This window comes from Leptolyngbya sp. Cla-17 (assembly GCF_016807185.1).
Lineage (GTDB): Bacteria > Cyanobacteriota > Cyanobacteriia > Leptolyngbyales > Leptolyngbyaceae > ULC077BIN1.
The window spans coordinates 2,379,114-2,402,225 of record NZ_JAEVYN010000002.1 but is presented as its reverse complement, the minus strand read 5'-3'; the positions used below and the strand labels follow the sequence as shown (position 1 = coordinate 2,402,225).

The window sequence follows — 23,112 nt, the reverse complement described above, 5'->3', positions numbered from 1 at the left end:
GAAACTGTTTTCCCAAGATTCCTTCACGAGCAGATGGTTAGCGTCGCTTCGGTGGAATTCCATCTACATGAAGCTCTTGTCTACTTACCTCCTCCTGATCGTCTTAGGAACCTCGCTCATGTCGGGTTACATCCTATGGACGTTTTATGCCTTTTTCATGCAGTCTCGTCAGACAGATTTAGAAAACTGGTCAACGGCACTGAGCGAGAGCGTTACAGATGTCCTCGAAGCAAAAGATACGCAACGGGTGCAGATTATTGTGCGGCGCTATGGGGCACCCGCCAACATCACACTCCGCGTCTTTGATGCCCAAGGTTCGTTGCTAGCCACCTCTGACCCTCAAACAGATCGACAAATCACCAATTGGCTACCGATACCTGGTGTTTCAGAAGCACTAAACGGTCGTGCGACGCAAGGCGTTGCCAAAGGGGTTTTATCAACGAGCGATCGCATCTATATTGCCAAACCGATGACTCGCAATGGTCAGTTGTTGGGAATATTGCGTATCTCGATTACGTTAGAACAGTTTCAAAAACAGTTTTCCAGGGTGATCTGGACAATTTTAGCCGCTCTTGTTCTGACCATTGTTCTCTGTACCTTGGTCAGCGATCGCTTAGCCCGGAGTCTCTCCAAACCCATTGAGGTGATGCGAAACTTTGCGATTCGCGTGGGTGGTGGCCAGTTTGATGACAGACTTACGATTCGTCAAAGCAATGAACTGGACCAACTCGCGACGGAACTGAATCGCATGAGTGCACGGTTGAAATCACTCGATGAGGAACGCAGAGCTTTTCTCGCTAATGTTTCCCATGAACTGCGGACCCCTGTAAGTAATGTTCAGGTCACCATCGAGGCGCTGGAGCGGGGTGCTGTGGATGAGCTGGAGCTGCGCGATCGCTTTTTTCAAACCATCAACGAAGAGACGAAACGGCTTTCGGGTTTGATTCATGATTTGCTGGACTTGGGACGCTTAGAAGCGGGCGTCACACTATTAGAAATCCAAGCCATTGCCTTACACAGTGTCATTAGCCGTGCGATCAGAGCCATGGAAGTTCGCATGCAGGCTAAAAATGTGACTGTGCAAGTTGATGTTGATGATCTTCGAGTGATGGGCGATTCGGAACGCTTATTACAGGCGTTTCTAAATCTCTTAGACAATGCGATTAAGTACTCTACCCCCAATTCTTGTATCTTCATTGCTGCCTCTCGCCACAAGCAACAGGCTCTGATTTCAATTCGAGACCAGGGGAGTGGCATTCCTGAAACCGATTTACCTCGCATTTTTGAACAGTTTTTTACCACAAGCCACTCTAGTAAGCACAGTGGGGTTGGTCTGGGGCTGGCGATCGCCAGACGCATTATTGAAGCGCATGGAGGCAGCATTACAGCCAGTAGTAAAGCTGGTCAAGGGGCTGTTTTCACCCTTTCGCTACCTTTAGAATCATAATTGGCATGATTCCACGCGGTGAAGTGGGTGAGTGTTTGCAGGGATTGGTTCTGCTAGTGGCGCACTCAGTAAGTCCTTGTAAGCCGCTATTATGATCAGGGTGATCTTAAAACTTTTCTGGCACCGCCGTTTCTACGTCTTACATTTGTCAAGTCGGCACCGCAACAGCCCGTAGAATCGTCGATTAATTGAGTAAGTTTCGGATCACCTTTTTAGATACTTCTATCCCCAACTCAACTATGTTTGAAAAAATTTTAATCTGCACAGATTTCACAGATGGGTTGCATCGCCTCACCCATTTTGTCGATAGCCTAGCGGCTGGAGGGATGAAGCAGATTGTTTTTCTTCACGTTATCCCCTTACCAGAAGCAAGAACAGTTCCCAAGATTGATCCTAAGCAAATAGAGCAAGCTCAGGCCCGACTGTCAGCAGCATTGGTTACCAGCCCTGCTGAGGTAGACGTGAAAGTAGAGGTGAAATCGGGACGACCCGTTGAGACAATTCTCAAGGTGGCTCAGAGCTACCAATCCGAGTTGATAATCCTGGGTTCTCGGGCACACAGCTTCCTGACTGAAAAGCTAAGCGGCAGTGTGATGGCTGATCTGTCTCGCCAAACAAGTGTTCCGCTCCTCATCCTTCGTCCTCAGTTAATTGCTGCCTTTACTTCTGAGGAATTAACCCTTCGCTGTCAGCATCTATTGCGCTATTTGCTAATTCCTTACGATAACCGTGAAGCCGCTCATTTTCTGGTGCAACAGGTCAAGCAGTTAGCTCAAAAACAGTCCGGTCGTTTTCTAGAACGCTGTAGGCTTTACTGGGTGATAGAGAGTCTGCCCACTCAGCAAGAGCGCGAAACTCTATCTCAAGTCAAAGCCGATTTAGAAGCTACAAATTTACAGGTTGAAGCAGAGTTTCATCGAGGAACGGCGCTGACTGAGCTTTTAGAGTTGGCTCAAATGGATGAGATTAGCGCGATCGCGATCGCGTCCGGAACCCTCGGTAAATTTCAGGAGTGGTTTGTTTCTAGTGTTGCGGCAGATTTGCTGCGTCAAAGCTGGTGTCCAGTACTCTTTTTCCCAAGCCCCCGTTGAAGTCAAGGAAATGGCTTCCTGTCCGAAAACAGAAAGCCGATTCCTGTTCGCTAGCAGTTCAAGTGTTATCACTCTCCGCATCGCTTATTTATCTTCACCTTCTGCTGGTTGTTGCAAAAAAGGTGAAAGTTCCTGGTTAAGCTGCCCTGCCCGCACAAACTCAGCGTAGGTTTCTGCTTCAACTGCTTGAAGTTCAGATCGCACTTGGCTCATAACAAAGTTTTGCAGATTGGGATGTTCATCTAGAAGTTGATCCAGTTCTGTTTGGAGGGAGGTCAACTCCCCTTGTACTAACACTGTTTGATACCGATAAAACTCTGGGTCAATGCCGGGACGAGTTTCGATCTTTTCTAGATATTGCATCACTCGTTGGAGGGCAGTCTGACGAGCAAGTGCTTCTGAATAGCGTTGGCGTAGCGACTGGTCGCCCAACAGATTCAATATCTTCAAGAGCGGCTGAATGGTTAAGCCCTGCACCAATAGCGTGAACAAAACTACGCCAAACACAGTGGCAATGATTTCTTCTCGCTCTGGTAAAACCACGGGCATACTCAACGCCAGCGCGATCGAAACCGAACCCCGCAAGCCACCCCACCATAAGATTGTTTGGTCTGGCGTGGAAATGTCTGATTGAGCAACCCGATTGCTGACAAAGCTCAACCCATAGATGGCGATCGCCCGTGTCATAATCATTGCGCCAACTGTGATGGCGATCGTGCCCAAATTCTCACCCAAAATGGCAAACCTGATTTGATCACCAATCAGTAAGAACACGATCGAGTTAACAAAAAACGACAGAAACTCCCAAAATTCGCTGACAATGATCCGAGTCCGGGGATTCATGCCGATGCGAGACCCAAAGTTACCGAGAATGAGTCCTGTTGTGACGACCCCAATCACGCCCGATCCACCCAGATCTTCAGTAATCAGGTAGGTTCCGTAAGCCGAAACCAGCGTCAAAGACTGTTCAACCAGAGGTAAATCAAAGCGTTGAGTCAGGTAAGAAATGCCAAACCCGATCAAACAACCAACGCCAACGCCAATGCCGACTACCTGCAAAAACTGAAGCAAAATCGGCTGAACCGCCAGTTCACCCGTGCCCAGTGAAAACGCGACCAGAAAACCAAAGGCAACAACGGCTACACCATCGTTAAATAAACTTTCTCCCTCCATCAAAACAGATAGGCGCTTCCCCACTCCTAGTTCTCGAAACAAAGCCGTCACAGAAACAGGATCGGTGGCAGACAGGCTTGCCCCCACTAGAAGCGCTGTTGTGAGCGATAACCCTGCTAGTTGGTGTAGCCCAAACGTTACTCCAGCAATAGAGATCAGTACGCCTACGATCGCAAACAGGCAAATCGGCAGCAGATCGCGTTTTAATTTTGACCACTGCAAATTCCAGGCCGCTTCAAACAGCAGCGGCGGTAGAAAAATAGACAAAATCAACCCCGGTGAAAGGTTGACCAGGCGCACGTCTACCAACGCTAATCCTAGTCCGACAATCACCAGCAGCAGCGTATAAGGAATGTGGCGAAACCAGCTAAAAATTTGAGGCAAGGTTGCCACACTTAACGAAACCGAGAGCACCAGCAGAAACTGCTTGAGATTGGCTTCGATCGCGACTTCGCCCAATGAGGATTCAACTACCATAGGTTCAAAGATGAATTATAGCGGTTCTCTGTTGGATGAAGTACAGGAAGAATAATAGAAAGCAAGGGTTTGAGCCTTTAGTTTGTACCTCACAGGAGCCGAAAACGCTATATTTCATGAGAAATTGCGTTCACCCTTAGTCTATTTCTACATGACCCTAGTTCTAGATGACCCTTAGAATCGCAAGTAGGATGTTGAGGACAAATGAGAACTTAAAGCTGAGAAGGAAAAGAGTTTGCTAAACAACCTGCGTAAACGCTTCCAGCACTTTCGGCGTAAAGAGGCAGAACTAGTCCAGTTACAGCAGCTTCAGGCAGACTTGCTGACAGAAGCCACACTGGACTCGTCCTACCTAGCTTTAATCGTCGGTTCCTGTGCGATCGCGACCTTTGGCTTACTGGCAAACAGTGCTGCTGTGATTATTGGAGCCATGATTATTGCCCCGCTGATGCTGCCGATTCGAGGACTTGCCTTCGGTGCGTTGCAGGGAGATATCCCTCTGTTTCGCAAAGGCATGATTGCCATTACCGTTGGCACTTTATTAGCAGTTGCGATCGCGTTTAGCCTCGGAAAACTGGTTGGTATTCCCAGCTATGACAGCGAAGTGCTTGCCCGCTCAGCACCGACCCTGCTGGATTTGGGTATTGCCATTGTGGCAGGCGGCATCAGCGGCTATGCCAAAGTGCAGCCCAAGATTTCGGGGAGTTTGGCAGGAACCGCGATCGCGGTCGCCCTCATGCCGCCCATTTGTGTCATTGGCTTAGGGCTGTCGCAGGGGAACTGGTCGCTGAGTTGGGGGGCAACGCTGCTCTACCTGACGAACCTGTTGGGCATCACGCTGGCTTGCATGATCGCGTTTTTGTTCACTGGCTATGCCTCGCTACGACGCGCTCATCGGGCATTGCTCTGGACATTAGCATTAACCGCCATACTGGTTGTCCCGCTGGGCATTGGTTTTTTTCGTCTCGTGCGGCAGGCGCAGCTTGAAACGAGCTTGAAACAAGCACTGCTCAACCGCACCGTGACCTTTCAGCGCTTGGGGCTATTAAAGATTCAAACCAATTGGTCAATGAATCCACCGGAAGTGTACCTCAATGTGCGCGCTCAAGACCCGATTACACCCAGGCAAGTGTCTTTGCTGCAAGCCTTTGTCGAGCGCGAGATGCAGCAACCATTTACACTGGTTTTCGTCGTGGGTCAGGTGCAAGAAATCCGGGCAAATGATGCCTCACCTGTAAGGGAAAACAAGGAAAATTAGTCAGGCAAGCCAAACAAATGTTTACCCTAAAAAATCAATCATCCAGCTCAGGACAGAAGTATTCGGGAGCTAAGGTTGTGAACAAATCCTCGCCGACTGGCTCTGCTGTAGTTGGCTGGGGTTGCCCCGTTCTCAGCGCTGTACAAACCGCTTGGGCACGCTGCAAAACGGCTTGAGGGTTCTGTTGCGCCTGCAAGAGAGCTGCTTGCACGGCTGGTAATTTGGCAGATCGCTTACCTAAAAACGATCGGTACTCATCAAGAAATCTCTGATCGGTCGTTGAGAAATCGCTGACGGTCTCGCTTTTACCACTGCACAGATTCGTGAGATTCAGCACACGCCCATCATTCATTTTCATGTAACAAATAAAATCTTCGGGTTTAAGTGCCGTTAGAAAGTTAGTTTGAGAAAAAGCGGGCTGCGGATGATTTAGAGAACCGATCGCGGCAGATGCTAGTAGCAAGGTGAAGAGACCGGGTGATCGTCCAACGTGCCTAAGCTGCTTCCCAGCGAATGCAAACAGTTTCAACATTTCAAAGAACAGTAAAAGAACAGTAATCTAAATGACAGGCTTGCCGATAGTCTCTACATCGCTGAAACGTAGAAACATCGCCTTAGAAAAGGGCTACTCCAATCAGTTATTGGAGTAACCCTCAGAGCTTTAAAGATGCCTAGGGCAAAAACACCCAAGCATTCAAGCAATCTTAAGCACGTTTCCGAGACCAGGGTCCCCAAATTGCCAGGGTAATCCCAGGAGTCTGGATATTCACAAACATGGTCTTGCCATCAGGCGAGAAGCAGGAACCAGCAAACTCGCTGTCGTTAAGCACATTAGTTGCAAAGCGATACAGTTCACCTTGCTTGTTAACACCGACAACATATTCAGTTCCGCTACCGTCTTCGCAAAGGAAGAGATCGCCGAAGGGTGCCACGCAAATGTTGTCAGGAGCCGCGAGAACGCCATTGGCAAGCGCTTCTACCACCAAGGTTAAGGTTCCAGTGGTCGGGTCATTGGGGTTCGATTTGTATGCAAAAACCTGTCCGACTCTCGCATCGCCACCATTGCTACAGACAAAGTAGGCTAAGCCATTCCCATACCAAGCTCCCTCTCCACGAGAGAAGCGGGCTGCGCCTTTCGATCGCGCTTCTATCCGCACGGTATCTGCAACCGGATCAACGTCATCGATCTTCACCCAGGTGACAGACAATGGTACGTTTTTAAGACCCAGATAGCCGGTGCTGGTATTGGCGCTACCTGTAGCAGCTTCAACATTGGCAGCTCTGCTGTCCGTGATTTTGAGCGCTTCAAGCACACCGCCGCTCTGTAGATTGCCCTTCTGGTTAGGAGTGAAGCGATAGAAACAGCTATCACCTCGGTCTTCGGTTTGATAAACCCAGCCGGTATCTGGCTCAACTGCCACTGCTTCATGGTTAAAGCGACCCATTGCTTTTAGAGGCACGGGATTGGCAACTTGGATTGCAGCGCTGGCAGGAACTTCAAAGTTGTAACCATGACGAAGACCTGTCGGACCTACACTAAAGTTCTCTTCACAAGTCACCCAGGAACCCCAGGGAGTAGGACCACCAGCACAGTTGCGAATCGTACCGCCAAGCGAAGCGTATTGCGATCTCACTCTGCGATCGGGACCAATCACTAGTGTTGTTGTGCCACCTCCCAACTGGTCATACCTAACAGGCGTAACCGCTGGGTTAGATCCCAGAGCACCGACCTCATGGTTCCGTACCAGAATGGTCGTGTTATTAGCTCCTGGGAAGGCAGCCATACCATCGTGAAGGGCGGGGACTCTACCACCATCATTCATAGGCTGACCTGTGATTGAAATGGCAGTGTAGTTGAAACCAGGAGGTAGGTCTAACAGGGGCGTTGTCCCAAAGTCAATCCCTTGGTAGACGAACCCTTGCAGCTCAGCCGCATTTTCAGGAAGTTTGGGTGACAGTGGACCATAACCAATACCATTAGCAACCTGACCATTAGCAACTCTTGCATAGAAGGCTTCTAAAGGAGAAACCATCGTCACGCCAGCGGCAGATACACCAGCTAACGTCAAAAACTTACGTCGAGAAACACTCATGAAACTGTTTACGCATACGAAATAGCGCTTTCAGTATATTTGACTACAATCAAGAACACGCTAATACTAGTTTAAGCTTTGGTTATATGAGGGTTAGCAGAAGCGTTGAAAGATAGCTCAATATACAAAATATTGAGAGCGAAATATGAACATCTGTTTGCGCTGCAACACTCGGTCAACCCTACGACATCTATACCGAGAAGCTGAGCGCCTGTGATGCTGATATAAAATTTTTCTAAAATCCCTTCACAGTAATTTTCCAAACGTTGCATGGCACTAAAATGCAGCTTTGCACCTTTATGCCGAATAGTGAGTCACTCTATGGAAACACTGGATGCCCTACAGTCTGGACAATTGCAGGGGACCAAAAGACTGGATTTGGCGGCTGGACTGTCGCAATTTCCCTTAGAAATTTTAGAACTCGCCGATTCGTTGGAAATCTTGGACCTCACCAATAATCACCTCAAGTCCTTGCCGGATGAGTTTGGTTGCTTACAGAAACTTAGAATTGCGTTCTTCAGCAACAACCAGTTTGAAGAATTGCCAGCCGTCTTATCCCAATGCCCTAATCTTGCCATAGTTGGCTTTAAGGCAAACCAGATTACAACGTTCGCAGACCATTCGTTGCCATCCTCGATTCGCTGGCTCATCCTTACCGATAATCGAATTGAGCAAGTGCCTGCATCCCTGGGGCGTTTGAGTCAATTGCAAAAGCTGATGCTCGCTGGAAATCAGTTGCGATCGCTGCCAGAGGAAATGGCGGCGTGCCAGAACTTAGAGTTGATCCGTCTGTCGGCAAACCGACTGACAACGTTACCACTCTGGCTGTTCACGCTGCCGCGCCTGTCTTGGTTGGCATACGCTGGAAACCCTTTTTGCGACACCACTGCATCCTCGCCCTCATCACTAGTAGAGATTGATTGGACTACCCTGACGATCGAGAATGTACTAGGAGAAGGAGCTTCTGGCGTTATCTTCAAAGGGATTTGGGCTGCCGGACCGACCCAAATAGTAGATGTTGCAATCAAAGTGTTTAAAGGGACTGTCACCAGTGATGGACTGCCGATGGATGAGATGCGATCGTGCATGGCGGCTGGAACTCATCCGAATCTAGTTCAAATGCTGGGCAAAGTGAGTCATCATCCAGAACAGAAAGCCGGATTAGTGTTTGCCTTCGTTCCACCCACTTACAAAACCCTCGGTAACCCTCCCAGTTTGGATACCTGCACCAGAGACACTTACCTCCCCGGTACCACTTTTCCACTGCCAGTCATCGTTCAGATTACCAAAGGAATTGCTGCCGCCGCCGCTCACCTTCATGCCAAAGGCATCTTGCACGGTGACCTATATGCCCACAACGTTTTGATCAACTCCACGGGAGAAAGCTTGCTGGGAGATTTTGGAGCCGCCTCTTTCTACCCGTCAAGCGTTCCGTCCATTTCTCGATCGCTGGAATGGTTAGAAGTGAGAGCGTTTGGATGTTTTTTGGAGGATTTGTTAGACCGCTGTGCCCTGGACAACCTCAGTGCTCAAACAGAACTTCTAGATTGCTTGCGCTGTTTACAGCAAGAGTGTATGAATCCTAATCCATCAATGCGTCCCCCGTTTACCAAAATCTGCGATGTCCTAGCAACCATTTCCTGAGCGATTTGCTTAACCAGGTTTTCAACTGATTAATTTGGCAACCATTGATTTAACTCAGCAACGCCTTTAATTGCATTCCAGCACATATCGAGCGATCGCCTGATCTAAGGTTGGTAGCAAGATGCCGCGTTCACTCCCCAAAACGCTGTAAGCAGGGCGAGTCGCTTCCAATCCGAGAGCTGTAGTAGAACAGGATTGAATGAATGAGGCATCTAACCCAGCACGCTGAGCTGTTGAACGGGCTAACTCTGCCCAAGAGGTTGCGCCAGGATTGGTCAAATGCCACAAGCCACATTCGCCATCAATCAGCAAATCAAGACTGGTATTGACCAGATCTGGAACATAAGTAGGCGACACGATCACATCTTCGGCGGCCATAAAAGGCTGTCCTGCCGTGAGAGTGCGGAGAGCGATCGTCAGGAAGTTGTATTCATCCCAGGGACCAAAAAAGGCGCTGGTGCGAATGACTAAGGAACGGGGATGATACTGTAAAACCCATCGCTCCGCCTGCACTTTGCTATGACCATAGACGTTTAAGGGTGCAACCGAATCGCCTTCGAGGTAAGGCTGACGGCCATCGCCATTGAACACCAGATCGGAGGAAAAGGTGATCAGTCCAATGTGCCGTTGAGCGCAAGCATCAGCCAGAATTGCGGCTCCCTCTGCATTAATGCGATGGCAGAGGTGAGGTTCTCGTTCCGCGTCATCTACCCGCACATAGCCTGCTGCATTCACCACTGCCCAGGGTTTTAGCTCGTCCAACACCTCCCCCACCGCGACAGAATTGGTAATGTCCATATCCTGGCGGGAGAGAGCGTAATACGGAATCCCGCGCACTTCACAGATCCGAGCAAAGGCTTGCCCCAACGTGCCAGTGACTCCAGCGATCAGCAGGGGCGGAGTAGAAGACCCATTTGTGACAGCAACCTGTTTCATCTCTGGCGTAGAAACAAACGTCGTATCTGCCCATTTTCCCAGTTCCTTGATAAAGCTCACGGGGGGATAGTGGAGTCGTTGCGATCGCTGCCACCACCCTGGCAGATTCAAAAGCGGATGGTGATAGTCTCGCCCTTCGGCAATGGCTTGTATCATGGTGGCGATCGCGGTCGATCGCGGCAAGGGAGACCGGACATCAAACACCCCTGGCTCATAAAACCCGTCGGCGCGAGTGACTAGACTGTTCCAGTCATAGGTTCCCAAAAGCGACCAAACCGTCACCGCTCGAATGTCTATATCTTCCTGCCGTAGAGCTTGTGCGGTCTGCCAGATTTCCTTCAGCCAGCGCAACTGTTCCTCACGAGTACAACCCAAATGGGCTTCAGTGATGGCGATGGGTTTCTGGTAACGCTCCCAAACCTCCTTGAGCAGCGTGAAGTGATCGTAAATTCCTTCAGCACAGACCACTACTGCTTCTACATCGGCATACTGGTGTTTGCCATTGCTGCCATGGGTGTGGAGGGGATAGCGATCGAGCCGTTCATCCAGGAAGCGATCGCTACAGGCATAGCGATTAATTCCAATGATATCGGGTATGCAGGGATGGTCTTGAAACCACAGTAATTCGTCTGCTTGAATGCCCGTGTACAGCAGATAATGCCACAGAGGATGAGACGCATTGACGCGACCGCAGAGCAAATCTAAAGAAAGCCAGGCGCGATTGTTTTCAAACTCTGCTTGATAGGACAACAACGGGGTACTGAAGATTTTACCGGAGTCTTCCGTTTGCACCAGTTGAGCGTGAGGATTGATCTGCCGAATTGCCTGCATCGCCAGCACTGTCGCCCGACACTGGTTTATCAACGCCCGCATAAACATCAAGTCATCGCACGCATGGGGATACCAATGACCGTACAACCCGCTAAATCGGGCTGTGGTCAACGGTTCATTCACAGGGGTATATTGGTTAATCCAGGGATACCGTTGAGCAACTGCATGGGCATAGGTCGCTAACTTTTCTGGAAAGGCAGCATCAACTAAGCTCGTATCGCGCGGTCCACTGCCGTGATGCACTAAACCCACAATTGGGCGAACGCCAAGTTGATTCAAATAAGCTAATCGCTCATCTGCCCATGACCAATCTGCCTGTTCCAGCCCATCTGGAGCAACCCGTTCCCATAAAATCGGATATCGAATCGCTTGTATCCCTAATGCCGCAAACCGATCAAGGTCTTCAATGCGAGTTGCATGACCATTGAGTTCTAGCTGATCGAGATAGCGATCGCCAACTCGATTCACAGTACATTCGATTCCACCCCACACTTCTAAATGAGATGAAACCTGGCCTGAATTTCTCACGCTCCCACCTTGCTGAATTAAAAATTTTCAGGATATTGGCTGCAACTGGCAGTGTTTCAGGTTGATGAAAACTTACCATTTTTGCTCTCTGATTTCCCCGCAGAGGCTGAAACCGGGAGGTTTGAGGATTTGCTAGCAGAGGCAGTGAAAGCAGGATTAACCATAGAATCAGCGGCGATCGCTTTTTTCATTGGTAAACTCTCTTTTTCAGGATGCCAGCTTGAACGTTCGCCCAGTTGAGCATAGAGCGTTAATGCCTGCGCTACTACCTGATCCATGTTGTAGTACTTATAAGTGGCAAGCCGTCCCACAAAGTGAACACCGGGTGTAGCATCTGCTAGCGCCTTGTATTGCTTGTACAGTTCAGCATTTTCAGGGCGTGGCACGGGGTAGTAAGGATCGCCTTCCGCTTTCGGATACTCATAGACCAAGCTAGTCTTTGTATGGTCTTGCCCAGTTAAGTATTTAAATTCTGTAACGCGCGTATAGAGGTGCTCATTTGGATAATTGACCACGGCCTGCGGCTGATGCACTCGTTCGTTTAGGGTTTCGTGCTTGAACTCAAGTGATCGATAGGGCAATTTGCCATAGCGGTAGTCAAAGAAGCCATCAACCGGACCGGTGTAAATCATCTCCTTATAAGGAATGATGTCTTGAATCTCGCGGTAATCGGTGTTGAGCATGACTTTAATGTTGGGATGAGCCAACAACTTCTCAAACATGCGCGTGTAACCGTGGAGCGGCATTGCTTGATAAGTGTCTGTAAAATAGCGATCGTCTCGATTAGTGCGAGTTGGAACGCGAGCCGTCACAGATTTATCTAAGTCTGAAGGATCAATGCCCCACTGTTTGATAGTGTAGTTACGAAAGAACTTTTCATAGAGTTCGCGCCCGACTTTGCTGACTACGACATCTTCAGAGGTGCGGATCTGATCTTTGGGTTCAGCAACCGATGCAAAGAATTCAGTCAGTTCAAAGGCAGTTAGATTTAAACCATATAGCTTGTTAATCGTATCCAAATTGATCGGCATTGGCACCAATTGCCCATCCACACTGGCAAGCACACGATGCTCATAACGCCGCCACTCGGTAAAGCGAGACAAGTATTCAAACACATCCCGCGAGTTGGTGTGAAAGATATGCGGTCCATATTTATGCACCAAAATCCCTGCTTCGTTGTAGTGATCGTAGGCATTGCCACCAATGTGATTACGAGTATCTACAATTAAGATTTTTTTGTTGCTTTGGCTTGCCAAACGCTCTGCCAGAATGCTGCCAGCAAAACCAGCACCAACAATTAAATAGTCGAACATGAGCTACTCCAGGGGTAAATGATTTAACGTGCCGATTTCTCAACGTTGGCAGTAATGGGAACAGGTTGCTTAGCCAACGTTAAACGATTACCTACAGCAGCTTTCGGCTGAATGCTGTCCTGCGTCTTTTGCGGTTTGTTGGCGATCGCAGTTTCAATCAAATCGTTCATCGTTTGCCACGTCAGATCCCAAGAGATTTGCGATAGAAACGCATCCACCCGACTCAACCACTCTGAATTTGTTTGGTTTGGATCCAATGCTTGGGCGATCGCCGCTACAAATTCGGGGACGGTATCCGCAATGTGTACCAACTTCTCTTCCCCATAAGGACGCACCACATCTCGAATCGAGGTAGAAACAACAGGTTTGCCTGCTGCTAGATATTCGGGTGTTTTCGTAGGGCTAATAAAACGAGTTGATTCATTGCGGGCAAAGGGTAACAATGCCACATCCCAGCCCGCCAAATAGGTTGGCAATTCCTGATAGGATTTGCCGCCTAAATAATGAACATTAGGATGGCTTGGCAATGTTGCCGGATCAATTTTCACGACGGGTCCGATAATCACCAAATGCCAATCGGGTCTTGCTTGAGCAATGCCGTCCAGCAAGGCGAGATCCATACGTTCGTCAACCACGCCATAGAATCCTAAACGGGGATGGGGGATTTCCGCTTGATCAGCGGGTTCCTCGACCAAACTTCTTGCGTAGGCAAAGTGAGCAGCATCAATACTGCTGGGAAACGCATAAATACTGGAATGTTGATGCTGTTTGGCTTCATAAAGGCTGCGTCCGCCTGTAAATACTAAATCAGCCAATTTGAATAAATAGGCTTCTCGCGCCTGCAATTCCGGATGTGCGCCTTTGAAGGCAGACAGTTCATCCATACAATCATAGATAACGGCTGCCGCTTTTATATGATGCGTGAAGGGCACCGCCATGGGAGTGTAATACCAGAGAATAGGAGACTGAATCTGAGCCTCAACTAATAGCTGGTTAAGCAGCAGTTTTTGCAGCGCGATCGCCTGTTCTTCATCTAGGCTATTGGGAAGATGAGGCACCACAACCCAAACTCCACACTCACGTTGGTCGATGTCTAACCAGCAAGTTTCGTCCGGGCTGGCGATCGGTTCTTCAACAAAGAAAACTCTCCGAGTTTGAGCGCAGCGACTGAGCAAATGTTGCGGACGTTGATACACAAAATCCCAACGCAAATGAGAGAAACAAACGAGATCGGCTAATTCAGAAGTGACCCGTTCCAACGTAGTTTTAGACCAGCGCAAATCTAGCGCAGCACTGGCTTGTTCGAGTTGGGAGGAATCATTTAGCAACTTTGGATTACCCGTACTTCTTTCACTAGAAGAATTATCTGAAGCATGATTCATAAACATGTCATAACTCCATATGTGATTGATTTAACCAAATAATTAAATTTATCTAATAGCAGAAACTGATAGCGCGTTAACAAGCGCTATCAACAGAGAATAGCAGTCTAATTAAAATCGTCTATCTACCCGAAGAGCAGTTTTTATTCCATCGAAAGATGATTCTCATATTAATAGTTGAAGTAATGAATTAAACAATGAGTTGTATTCTTCTTTCTGCGTGAATGAATACTTAAATAATCTGTGGTGTCCATGTTGGACCCTGACAGCGAGGACCTTCCACCGTCCAAATGAGTAAGTCAATGCACATCCGTCGGGCTTGCATCTGGTTATCCCAAGCATGATAAACCACATAGTCTGCTTGACCGTTTGGACTGGTGGCGATCGAGTTGTGCCCCGGACCTAAAACATTGCCCAGCACCGATCGCAGCACCCGTGGACCTGCTTCGTTGCCGTCATCAGAGTAGGGTCCTAATACCCGATCAGCAACGCCATAATCAACGCCATAACTTTCGGTTTCCCAACGTCCACCGCTGTAGAAGCAGTAGTAGCGATTATCATGCTTGCGGACACAGGGACCTTCCAGCGTATGCCAGTCATAGACGCCACCATACATGGAGCGATCGGACAAAAAACGCTGCCAATCGTGTCGCGCTCGTAAAACCACTTTGGGTTCCCTGGCTAGGGTCGTCATCGTCAGCAGGCGATCGACGACTAGCGCTGTTCCGGCTCGAACCCCTTCTTCGGTATCCAGAAAATCTTGAGCATAGAAGAGATACCATTGCCCGTCATCATCTTGAAACGGACTAGGATCGATCGCAAATGAGCAGGTTTTTGGATCAACGAGAGGCTCACCCACATCCTGATACGGTCCTAACGGATCAGAACTGCTGGCAACTCGTAACTGATGGTTTTTATCTCCCTGCCCAACCGAGTAATAGAGATAAAAAATCCCCTCATAGTAGGCAACTTCTGGTGCCCAAAAATTATCTCCCAGGGCAGAATCAGGACGCTGCAAAGCGTTTCCAGCAGGCTGCCAATTAATTAAATTATCAGACTGAAGCAGGGGGAAAACGCGCTGTTGCTCACCCCCATTCACTTGCCCTGCGGCTTCTGCGGGTCCAGTACCAATCGCATAGTAAACACCTTGATGCTGCCAAACAAACGGATCGGCAAAGTACTCTGGATAAACCGGATTGGTATAGGTTAACGCTGTCATCAATACTTAAAATTCACGTAGGTTTCCGTTGCGTGCTTAGGCAATTGGTCTACAGTTTGACACCGGAGTAACTGCTGAAGGTGTGGCGGCAAATCATTGTAATAAGCTTGCGGCAGGGTTAAATCTACCTTATGGGTATAGAGCCAGTGCATGATGTAACCCAGGACGACCATGGGTCGGGGTTGGGGCGTGTGGTTAGGTGTGCCTCGATGTAATGCTAGGGGCGATCGAATCATGACATCACCGGGCTGCATGTAAAATTGTTCCATCGAAATCTCACCTGCCTGAATTTTGGCTAACCCCTCGTCTCGCGACATCACATGGGTTCCTCGTGCCATCTCGAACGGACCGTTTTCTGCGGTCACTTCCACCAATGGAAAGTTAACGGCTAACGCATACAGTGGGGTCACGATTTGATCGGAGAACAGGGGTCGAAAATCGCGATGAATCTCCTGATACTCAGATCCCTGCATGGGAATATCTGCGGCTAACTGAACTAGCTTGTATTCCTGGTAGAAGACGCGATCGAGCACGCCCAAAATCGTTGGGTTCGCAAACACTGCGGGATCGGCAAAGGGAGCAACCCAGGGCAATGTGACATAGCCGCGAGCAGTGCCTCTAGGAGCCACTCCGCCGGGTCGCTGTTGTCGCTCTTGAAATAAGGCATCAAAGGCAACGGCCCAGGCTTCTATCACCGTGCGATCGAACAAACCACGAATCACACAAATGCCGTCCCGGTTCAGATCTGCTGCCAACTGATCTAAATCGGTGGGACTAAAGCTTACAGTCTTGATACTTTGAATCATGGTGCTGCCCATTATTGCTCTGGAAGGTTGGGCTCATTCTGCCTCTCCAAAGAGCAAAATGTAGCCTTCTATACGACTTCTATTGTCCCCAGAGGTAGAGGTAGAATTGCGCTAGTTCCAGCAATTCTTCAAAAAACTCAATTTCTCTCGATCTCAAATTTATCGATTAGGTCGCGGAGGACTGGACTCCTCAAACTGACGAACTGAGGGAGAAATTTGTCGGTCAAGCTGCTAGAGGAGAGCGATCGTACTGTGCTAATAGGTCAGCCGGATCGTCGTAGATGGCGATCGCGCCCGACAATTGCTCGTCGCTGAAGCCGCCTGTGCGGAAGGCAATCACGCTAACCCCTGCTTTAGCTGCTGCCTCAACATCGTAGGGCGTATCTCCCAGCATCACCGTGCGATCAGCAGCGAGATCAGCTTTGTTGAGTGCCGCTTCCACAATATCGGGTTCCGGTTTCGATTCTTTGGCATCGTTGGATGTGGTGATCTGATGCAACAGATCATCAACCCGTGCTGCCTTGAGCAAAACGTCCATTTCCTGCTCGGTGGCAGAACTGGCAATAATCAAATTTAATCCTTCAGTTTGCATTTTTTGTACTAAGTCTCTCGCTCCTTTAGGAGGGGAAAGGTGTGAACCAAACTTAGTCAAAATCAACTCTTTGCGATGATCCGAGACTTGCTTGCCCGTGCCATCTTTGCCATTTAATTCCGGCACCAATCGCGGGATCACTTGATCGCCGCCCATCCCAATCAAAGGACGGATCTGCTCAAACTTGATGTCGTAATCGTAGGCGGTAAAGGCTTCCACCCAAGCCTGAGCATGGGCATCATTGCTCAATACCAACGTGCCGTCTACATCCAAAATTACTCCTGATAGCGCCATGTTGATTTCTCCACTATTGATGATTAACTAACCAAAATCTGTCCGTCATATCCAACGCGGTTGTACTGTTCGAGAGCAGTTTGGGCGATCGCGTTCTCCTCTCCCGCAGTCACTAACGCCACACACGCCCCCCCAAAACCAGCGCCGGTTAAGCGTGCGCCAAATACATCGGGGGTGTTTTGCAAAATATCGACTAGCGCATCTAAAGCGGGTACAGACACTTCGTAGTCATCCCGCAGGCTGGCGTGAGACGCATTCATCAACTCACCAAATTCTTGGGCTGAAATGCCTACTGCTGCTTGTAATACGCGGTTATTCTCAGTAATGACATGACGGGCGCGTCTACGAATTGGATCAGGTAATTGTTCTGCAAGTTGCGGATCACTCACATCGCGCAGTGCCTTTATGCCCAACTGCCGCGCTGCCGCTTCGCACTCTGCCCGTCGCTGATTGTAGCCGCTGCTAGCAAGCGATCGCGCCACGCCACTATCAATCACAACTATCCCTGCCCCGGCGGGAAACGGTAGAATTTGGCGATCGAGGGTGCGAGTATCCAGAAACAGCATATGTTCCGTATCGGCAAGGCTACACGCCATTTGATCGAGAATGCCACAGTTTACGCCAGCGTATTGAATCTCTGCCTGCTGTCCGAATTGAGCGATCTTTACATCCGTTAAATCGAGGTTAAGCAGCGATCGCAGTCCTCGCAAAGTCGCTACTTCGAGTGCCGCGCTACTGGATAGTCCAGAACCGATCGATACGGAAGAGGTGACAAATATATTAATGGGTGGAACGGTATATCCTGCTGCTTCCAAGACTCGAATACAACCATCGATATAGCTGGCAAAGCCCTGTGCAGTTGGTTCGGTTGGATTAACGTCAAGCAATTCTTCTAATTCAGCAGAATAAAAATGATGATGATCATTAGGACTGTACCCAATGGAAACGATCGTGTGTTGCGGAATAGCAGTGGGCAACACAAAGCCATCGTTGTAGTCGGTGTGTTCGCCCAACAAATTGACTCGTCCAGGCGCACTGGCTTCGACTTCAGGGGCAGCATTGAAAATCTGTTGAAAATCCATCATCGCTCCAAGGGAATCGGTCGCTGCCGTCCTGCAATTTCAATATGAGGAAACTGGGGATCAAAACTCAAATTTTCCAGGCTGTTATCCGAATTCAGCACAAAGGTATCTTCGATCTTTGCTCCTGGAATGCTGGGATTCCAAGCAAGTACCATGTTTGCCTCCAGGCGATCGCGGGTTTCCGGTGTTGCTACAATTTCTCGCGCTCCGTACCCTGCCGTGCCACCCTGATGATGCTCTCGAATGGCATTGGGAAAACCGTGTTGCTCATACGCGGTGGCTAAAGCGTCATACACCTGGCTCAGCGGCGTGTTGATCTGCGAGTGATTCAAGGCAACAGCTTCAATTTCAGCGATCGCTGAGTGCAGTGTTCTATCTTGCTCCGACAAATTCCCAAAGCACGCGAAGCGGGTCAGACTCACAATCAACCCAGATCCACGAGCGCAAAACACCAGCATTGCCTGTCGCCCAATCTCCTCGCCCGTGGGTAGCGGATGACGGTAGAGCGGTAGACGGCGATCGCCTGCGACTAAGGTCAATGCGGGATGCAGTCCCCTTGTCCATAGTGCCTCTGCGCCTGCTCCGGCAAGCTGATACTCCGTCCAGTTGGGTTGTGCTTGAGTCAGCACATCGGTCATGGCTTCGCTAGCAAGTCGTCCCACTTGGCGGTAGCGTTCTAGTTCGCTGGGCAGCAAAACTCGACGCTGATGAATGAGTGATTGTGGTAGCGGGAATTCATGGCGGGTCGGGCGATCGCTCAAAACCGTTCCGCCGCTAGTTGCATCCCGAACAAAGGATTCTCGTTTAGAACCGTCTGCCCACGGGTTAATCAAGAGTTGATAGGAATCTGAAGTAGTTTGATTGGGAAGCTGTTCGTCTATTAAACGCTGTGCCTCAATTTCATCAGTGAGTGTCCACGCATCGGCGGCTGTAATCAACACTTCAGCCACTCCGGTTTCTGCTGCCAGCAACACCGTGTTAGAACCACCCGCCGTTGCCCATGCAAACCAATCAGTGCCGCGTAAGCGAACCCCTGCGGCCTCAGTTTCCTCTAGAACCTGCCGAATAAATTTCAGCTTGATAGCAATCTCTTCTAAGCAATTCATTGCGTTAACTGACCTTTTTCCATCTTGCCTGCCTGAATCAAAAACAGTCCGATCGCCAGCAGTAAACCTACAGATCCGAGAAACCCCAGATCCCACAATAGTTGATGGGCACCAAGCTTGAGGTGATGAATACCCAAAATATGGTGATCGATGATTCCTTCAACCACATTAAACAAGCCTGCCCCCATCAGTAATGCGCCTGCAAATACCTGACCTGACCAGGAGTTTTCTGCTTGCCGCCCCGCCTGCCAAAGTAAAAAAATGCCAGTCAGGGTAAGCAACAAGTCAAACAGGTGAAACAGCCCATCGCCAACAGTGTTGAGTTCCATTCCAGCGATCGTGCGATCGGTTTCAATGCTAGAAAACATGTGATGCCACTGCAACAGTTGGTGAAACACAATGCCATCAAAGAAACCGCCCTGTCCTATGTCTAAAATCAGCCCAGCAATAATTAGGGGACGGTAGTTACTCATCTTTATCGGTTGCAAGTTCTGAAGGACGTTCTGTTGCCGCAGAATTAATCTCTGTTCCCTGGGCATTAAATGGATAGCCTTCGCCTTCTGCCAATAAGTCTTCTGGATTAGAGACTGGAGTCGTGGCAGCAGAATCAAGCTGCCCACTATCATGACTTTATTTAACTCCAGTACCTTTGTGGCTAGCATGACCGCTACTCATGTGGTTGCCTCCAATTTCTAGTGGTTCATTCATTACAGAACTCTTTTGATAATTCAACGTCATTCGTAGGGCTTATTCTGAGCAAACTATCTGCGAGTCGTAGCAACTAGACCAATAACGGTTCCAAGTCCATCCAAAATTAAAACGATCCGTTTTTCGATCGCCCCTTTAAACGGATAAAGCCTGTTCTAAATCAACGGTGACGGCCTGCAATTCTTTTGCCTTTTCTTCAGGTAACGCATCATTTGCAAACATTCCGGCTGCCAGTTCGGTGCCTGCCAAATATTTGATGCGGTCACTCGTGCGGTAGGGCGGGTAGAACTCAGCGTGGAGATGCCATTCGGGATGCGGTTCGCCGTTGACTGGAGCCTGAAACCACGCCATCAGATAGGGAAATGGACGCTTCCACAAGCCGTCATACTTCAGCGTTACGGTTTTGAGCGCTTTGGCAAGACTCGATCGCTGGTTTGGGGTCAAATCTAAAAAGGTCGCTACTGGTTGAATCGGTGCAATCCAGACTTCGTAGGGATAGCGAGCACAGACGGGAACAAAGGCGATCGCCCACTCATCCTGGTACAAAATTCGCTGCTTATCTTCAATCTCTTTTTGGATTAGATCCTGTAGCAAACCCCGTTGATGCTGTTGGTAATAGTCAAGCTGACAGGCTCCCATGCGTTCCGGCACAGGTGGGACAAAAGGATAGGCGTAGATTTGCCCGTGGGGATGATGCAGCGTTACACCGACCTCAACACCCTTATTCTCAAACGGCAAAATGTACTGGATTTGAGGATGTTGACTGATAGCGCGAGTGCGATCGCCCCAAACTTGAAACAGCAACTCTAAGTGATCAAGGGGAAGCGAACTCAAGGAAGCCTGCGGGTCTTGTGTAAACACGACCACCTCACAGGCTCCGTTGGCTGGCAAGGTATCGACAATCTCTTGGGGAGCTTCGGTTGCGGTGGGAATCAGCGACGCAAAGCGATTGTCAAACACGGCGATGTCATAGTTTCCCTCTGGTAATTCCGTTGGAAACTGAGGATCTTTGGTGGGAGCCAGCGGATTATATTCTGGAGGTGGCATAAAGGTCCGCCCCTGTCGGTGACTGGCATAAGCAACCCACTCACCCCGCAGCGGCTGCCAGCGTAGGTGAGGGTGTGCTTGTATCGGCTCATTACTGGGACTAGTCGCAGTAATTTCCGCCGCAATGGGGCGTCGGCTGTATAGGGTAAGCCTGCGACCGTCGGGTTTCAAGAGCGTCTGAGAATACATCTTCGGGTTGCGGCCACGCTACTTTCATTGATTCTGAAAGCATAGTCTTTTCATCCTCGACATTGCCCCTACCTAAAGTGGCAGATGCGATCGCTTCAATCGGAAACTTAGGGGTGCGATCAATATACAGTAGACCGTTTGCTTCTTGAAACGTATCGGTCAACTGGGTGTAACAGAAGCCACTGAACATTTCCACCTTGTTCACCGTTTGTAACAGTGCAGTGTATTCCAGTTGTAACTCTGAAACATTGTGCGATCGCGCGTAGCCCCAAGTATGCGCGTTTTCTTCTGGTTTGGTGTAGGCAATGCCGCCAAACTCCGTTAGCATGATCGGCTGTCCCTGATGAGGATAGCCATCCAGCGTCAGCACACGACCACCGGGACGCTGGCGATCAAACAAATCCGAGAGTTTTACTTCGGGTCCGTAACGCTTTGCCATGCGTTGGGGCTTCGTATCATAATCGTGAATTGCCAAAATATCGGTGGCAGTACTTTCCCAACCATCGTTGCCAATCACAGGACGGGTGGGATCAAGCGTTTTGGTCAGGTGATAAAGCGCCTGAACGCAGTGCTGGTGCGCTGGAGTGGCGGTCAAATCTGGCACTCCCCAAGATTCATTGAACGGCACCCAAACAACAACGCATGGATGACTAGCATCCCGCTTAATCACTTCTGTCCATTCTTTGATGATGCGATCCACAGTCTTTGGTGTAAAGCGGTAGGCACTCGGCATCTCTTCCCAAACCATTAGTCCTAAGACATCTGCCCAATAGAGAAAGCGGGGATCTTCAATTTTCTGGTGTTTGCGTACGCCATTGAAGCCCATTTGCTTCGCCAGTTCCACGTCACGCCGTAGGGCATCATCTGAGGGAGCCGTCATCAGCGTGTCTTCCCAGTAGCCCTGATCTAGAACCAGTCGCAGATAGTAGGGCTGACCGTTGAGCATAAAGCGATCGCGCTGAATACTGACCGTCCGCATCGCAGTGTAGGATCTCACCTCATCCACCAACTGTCCGTGACACCAGAGTTGAATCTCCGCATCAATCAAGGTGGGCTTTTCAGGACTCCACAGCAACTCGTTCCGATAATCGTCAATCCCTGGATCAGACAAGGCAATGCGACGATTAATTTCACCGTTTAGCACCGTGTAGGTGTCGTCAACCAGCAGTTGATTGCCCACCGTCAGCCGCACCTTCAACTGCATCTCGTCTTGATACTGGCCCGCAACACTCCCCTCAAAACCAATTTCCCAGCGCTCAAAGTGAGGAGTCCATTTGATGCGATCAATGTAGGATTGGGGCACTTGCTCTAGCCAAACCGTTTGCCAGATGCCGCTGGTACGGGGATACCAAATGCTATGCGGCTCTCGCTGCCAGTCTTGCTTGCCTCTGGGTTTCGCCAGATCGTGCGGGTCATCTTCTGCCCAGACGGTAATGGTCTGCTGCCCGTCTGGATTAAGAACAGTGGTGATGTCCATTGAAAAGGGAGTATGCCCGCCTTCGTGGTCGAGCATGAACTGCCCATTGACCCAAACGCGCGTCCGATAATCAACCGCTCCAAAATGCAGCAAGACGCGCTGATCCTTAGCGTCTATCTCAAACGATCGCTCATACCAGCAGTTTGGATGGAACCCTGTATCGTGAATACCACTCCGGATAGATTCGGGTGCGAAGGGAACTTCGATAGACTGACTCCAGCCCGAAACATCACTGGGTCGCGTATACTTTCCTTCATCGTCGTAGGTAAACTTCCAAATGCCATTTAAGGAAGTCCACTGAGAGCGTCGTAGCTGGGGGCGAGGGTACGCCAAATCCGATTGCGATCGATTTGAGGGTGTCAAATCGCATGGGTACTGGTCTTCAAGGCATTTGCCGAATAACTTCATGGGCACTTAAA

The 23,112-nt window shown here is 49.5% G+C and carries 18 protein-coding genes; 4 read left to right on the top strand and 14 right to left on the bottom strand.

What is annotated here, in order from left to right:
* Window positions 1-118 precede the first annotated feature (118 nt).
* Window positions 119-1,447 (top strand): sensor histidine kinase, encoded by a 1,329-nt coding sequence (locus JOY44_RS21860; protein ID WP_171576189.1) that lies wholly within the window; start codon window positions 119-121, stop codon window positions 1,445-1,447.
* A gap of 239 nt (window positions 1,448-1,686) precedes the next feature.
* Window positions 1,687-2,538: a universal stress protein gene (locus tag JOY44_RS21855; RefSeq protein ID WP_171575596.1), complete on the top strand. Its 852-nt coding sequence runs from the start codon at window positions 1,687-1,689 to the stop codon at window positions 2,536-2,538.
* An 84-nt stretch (window positions 2,539-2,622) separates the two neighbouring features.
* Here JOY44_RS21855 and JOY44_RS21850 read toward each other — a convergent pair whose 3' ends face one another.
* Window positions 2,623-4,188: a Na+/H+ antiporter gene (locus JOY44_RS21850; RefSeq protein ID WP_171575595.1), complete on the bottom strand. Its 1,566-nt coding sequence runs from the start codon at window positions 4,186-4,188 to the stop codon at window positions 2,623-2,625.
* 235 nt (window positions 4,189-4,423) lie between these two features.
* Between JOY44_RS21850 and JOY44_RS21845 the strand changes: the two genes are divergently transcribed.
* Window positions 4,424-5,446: a DUF389 domain-containing protein gene (locus JOY44_RS21845; protein ID WP_171575594.1), complete on the top strand. Its 1,023-nt coding sequence runs from the start codon at window positions 4,424-4,426 to the stop codon at window positions 5,444-5,446.
* A 34-nt stretch (window positions 5,447-5,480) separates the two neighbouring features.
* On the opposite strand, the gene JOY44_RS21840 is transcribed toward JOY44_RS21845, so the two are convergent.
* Together JOY44_RS21840 and JOY44_RS21835 are read right to left on the bottom strand one after the other, a co-directional pair.
* Window positions 5,481-5,909 (bottom strand): hypothetical protein, encoded by a 429-nt coding sequence (locus JOY44_RS21840; protein WP_171575593.1) that lies wholly within the window; start codon window positions 5,907-5,909, stop codon window positions 5,481-5,483.
* Window positions 5,910-6,150: 241 nt separating this feature from the next.
* Window positions 6,151-7,539, bottom strand: coding sequence for an alkaline phosphatase PhoX (locus tag JOY44_RS21835; RefSeq protein ID WP_171575592.1), 1,389 nt, complete (start codon window positions 7,537-7,539; stop codon window positions 6,151-6,153).
* Between the two features lie 321 nt (window positions 7,540-7,860).
* Here JOY44_RS21835 and JOY44_RS21830 point away from each other — a divergent pair, with 321 nt between their 5' ends.
* Complete coding sequence (locus JOY44_RS21830) at window positions 7,861-9,183, top strand: leucine-rich repeat-containing protein kinase family protein (protein WP_171575591.1); 1,323 nt, start codon at window positions 7,861-7,863, stop codon at window positions 9,181-9,183.
* Between the two features lie 66 nt (window positions 9,184-9,249).
* Here the strand turns inward: JOY44_RS21830 and JOY44_RS21825 are convergent, their stop codons facing one another.
* From JOY44_RS21825 to JOY44_RS21775, 11 genes are all read right to left on the bottom strand, one after another.
* Window positions 9,250-11,478, bottom strand: a complete 2,229-nt coding sequence (locus tag JOY44_RS21825; RefSeq protein ID WP_171575590.1) for a family 1 glycosylhydrolase — start codon at window positions 11,476-11,478, stop codon at window positions 9,250-9,252.
* A 56-nt stretch (window positions 11,479-11,534) separates the two neighbouring features.
* On the bottom strand, window positions 11,535-12,791 hold the full coding sequence (glf, locus tag JOY44_RS21820) for a UDP-galactopyranose mutase (RefSeq protein ID WP_171575589.1): 1,257 nt from the start codon (window positions 12,789-12,791) through the stop codon (window positions 11,535-11,537).
* A 23-nt stretch (window positions 12,792-12,814) separates the two neighbouring features.
* Window positions 12,815-14,173 carry a glycosyltransferase family 1 protein gene (locus tag JOY44_RS21815; RefSeq protein WP_171576188.1) on the bottom strand — a complete coding sequence of 453 codons (1,359 nt, stop codon included), beginning with the start codon at window positions 14,171-14,173 and terminating at the stop codon, window positions 12,815-12,817.
* Window positions 14,174-14,405: 232 nt separating this feature from the next.
* Window positions 14,406-15,392, bottom strand: a complete 987-nt coding sequence (locus JOY44_RS21810; protein ID WP_171575588.1) for a glycoside hydrolase family 43 protein — start codon at window positions 15,390-15,392, stop codon at window positions 14,406-14,408.
* Window positions 15,392-16,198, bottom strand: a complete 807-nt coding sequence (locus JOY44_RS21805) for a phytanoyl-CoA dioxygenase family protein (protein WP_171575587.1) — start codon at window positions 16,196-16,198, stop codon at window positions 15,392-15,394. The genes JOY44_RS21810 and JOY44_RS21805 overlap by 1 nt, the downstream gene beginning before the upstream one ends.
* Before the next feature lie 223 nt (window positions 16,199-16,421).
* Window positions 16,422-17,084, bottom strand: coding sequence for an HAD family hydrolase (locus JOY44_RS21800; RefSeq protein WP_171575586.1), 663 nt, complete (start codon window positions 17,082-17,084; stop codon window positions 16,422-16,424).
* Window positions 17,085-17,107: 23 nt separating this feature from the next.
* Window positions 17,108-18,169 (bottom strand): galactokinase, encoded by a 1,062-nt coding sequence (gene galK / locus JOY44_RS21795; RefSeq protein ID WP_197985652.1) that lies wholly within the window; start codon window positions 18,167-18,169, stop codon window positions 17,108-17,110.
* On the bottom strand, window positions 18,166-19,272 hold the full coding sequence (locus JOY44_RS21790) for a M24 family metallopeptidase (protein WP_171575585.1): 1,107 nt from the start codon (window positions 19,270-19,272) through the stop codon (window positions 18,166-18,168). Before JOY44_RS21790 ends, galK begins: the two co-directional genes overlap by 4 nt.
* A complete protein-coding gene (locus JOY44_RS21785; RefSeq protein WP_171575584.1) occupies window positions 19,269-19,745 on the bottom strand; it encodes a DUF2243 domain-containing protein in 477 nt (158 codons plus the stop codon). The genes JOY44_RS21790 and JOY44_RS21785 overlap by 4 nt, the downstream gene beginning before the upstream one ends.
* A gap of 370 nt (window positions 19,746-20,115) precedes the next feature.
* Complete coding sequence (gene galT, locus JOY44_RS21780; protein ID WP_171575583.1) at window positions 20,116-21,216, bottom strand: galactose-1-phosphate uridylyltransferase; 1,101 nt, start codon at window positions 21,214-21,216, stop codon at window positions 20,116-20,118.
* Window positions 21,128-23,056, bottom strand: a complete 1,929-nt coding sequence (locus JOY44_RS21775; protein WP_197985651.1) for a glycoside hydrolase family 2 protein — start codon at window positions 23,054-23,056, stop codon at window positions 21,128-21,130. Before JOY44_RS21775 ends, galT begins: the two co-directional genes overlap by 89 nt.
* Between the last annotated feature and the right edge of the window lie 56 nt (window positions 23,057-23,112).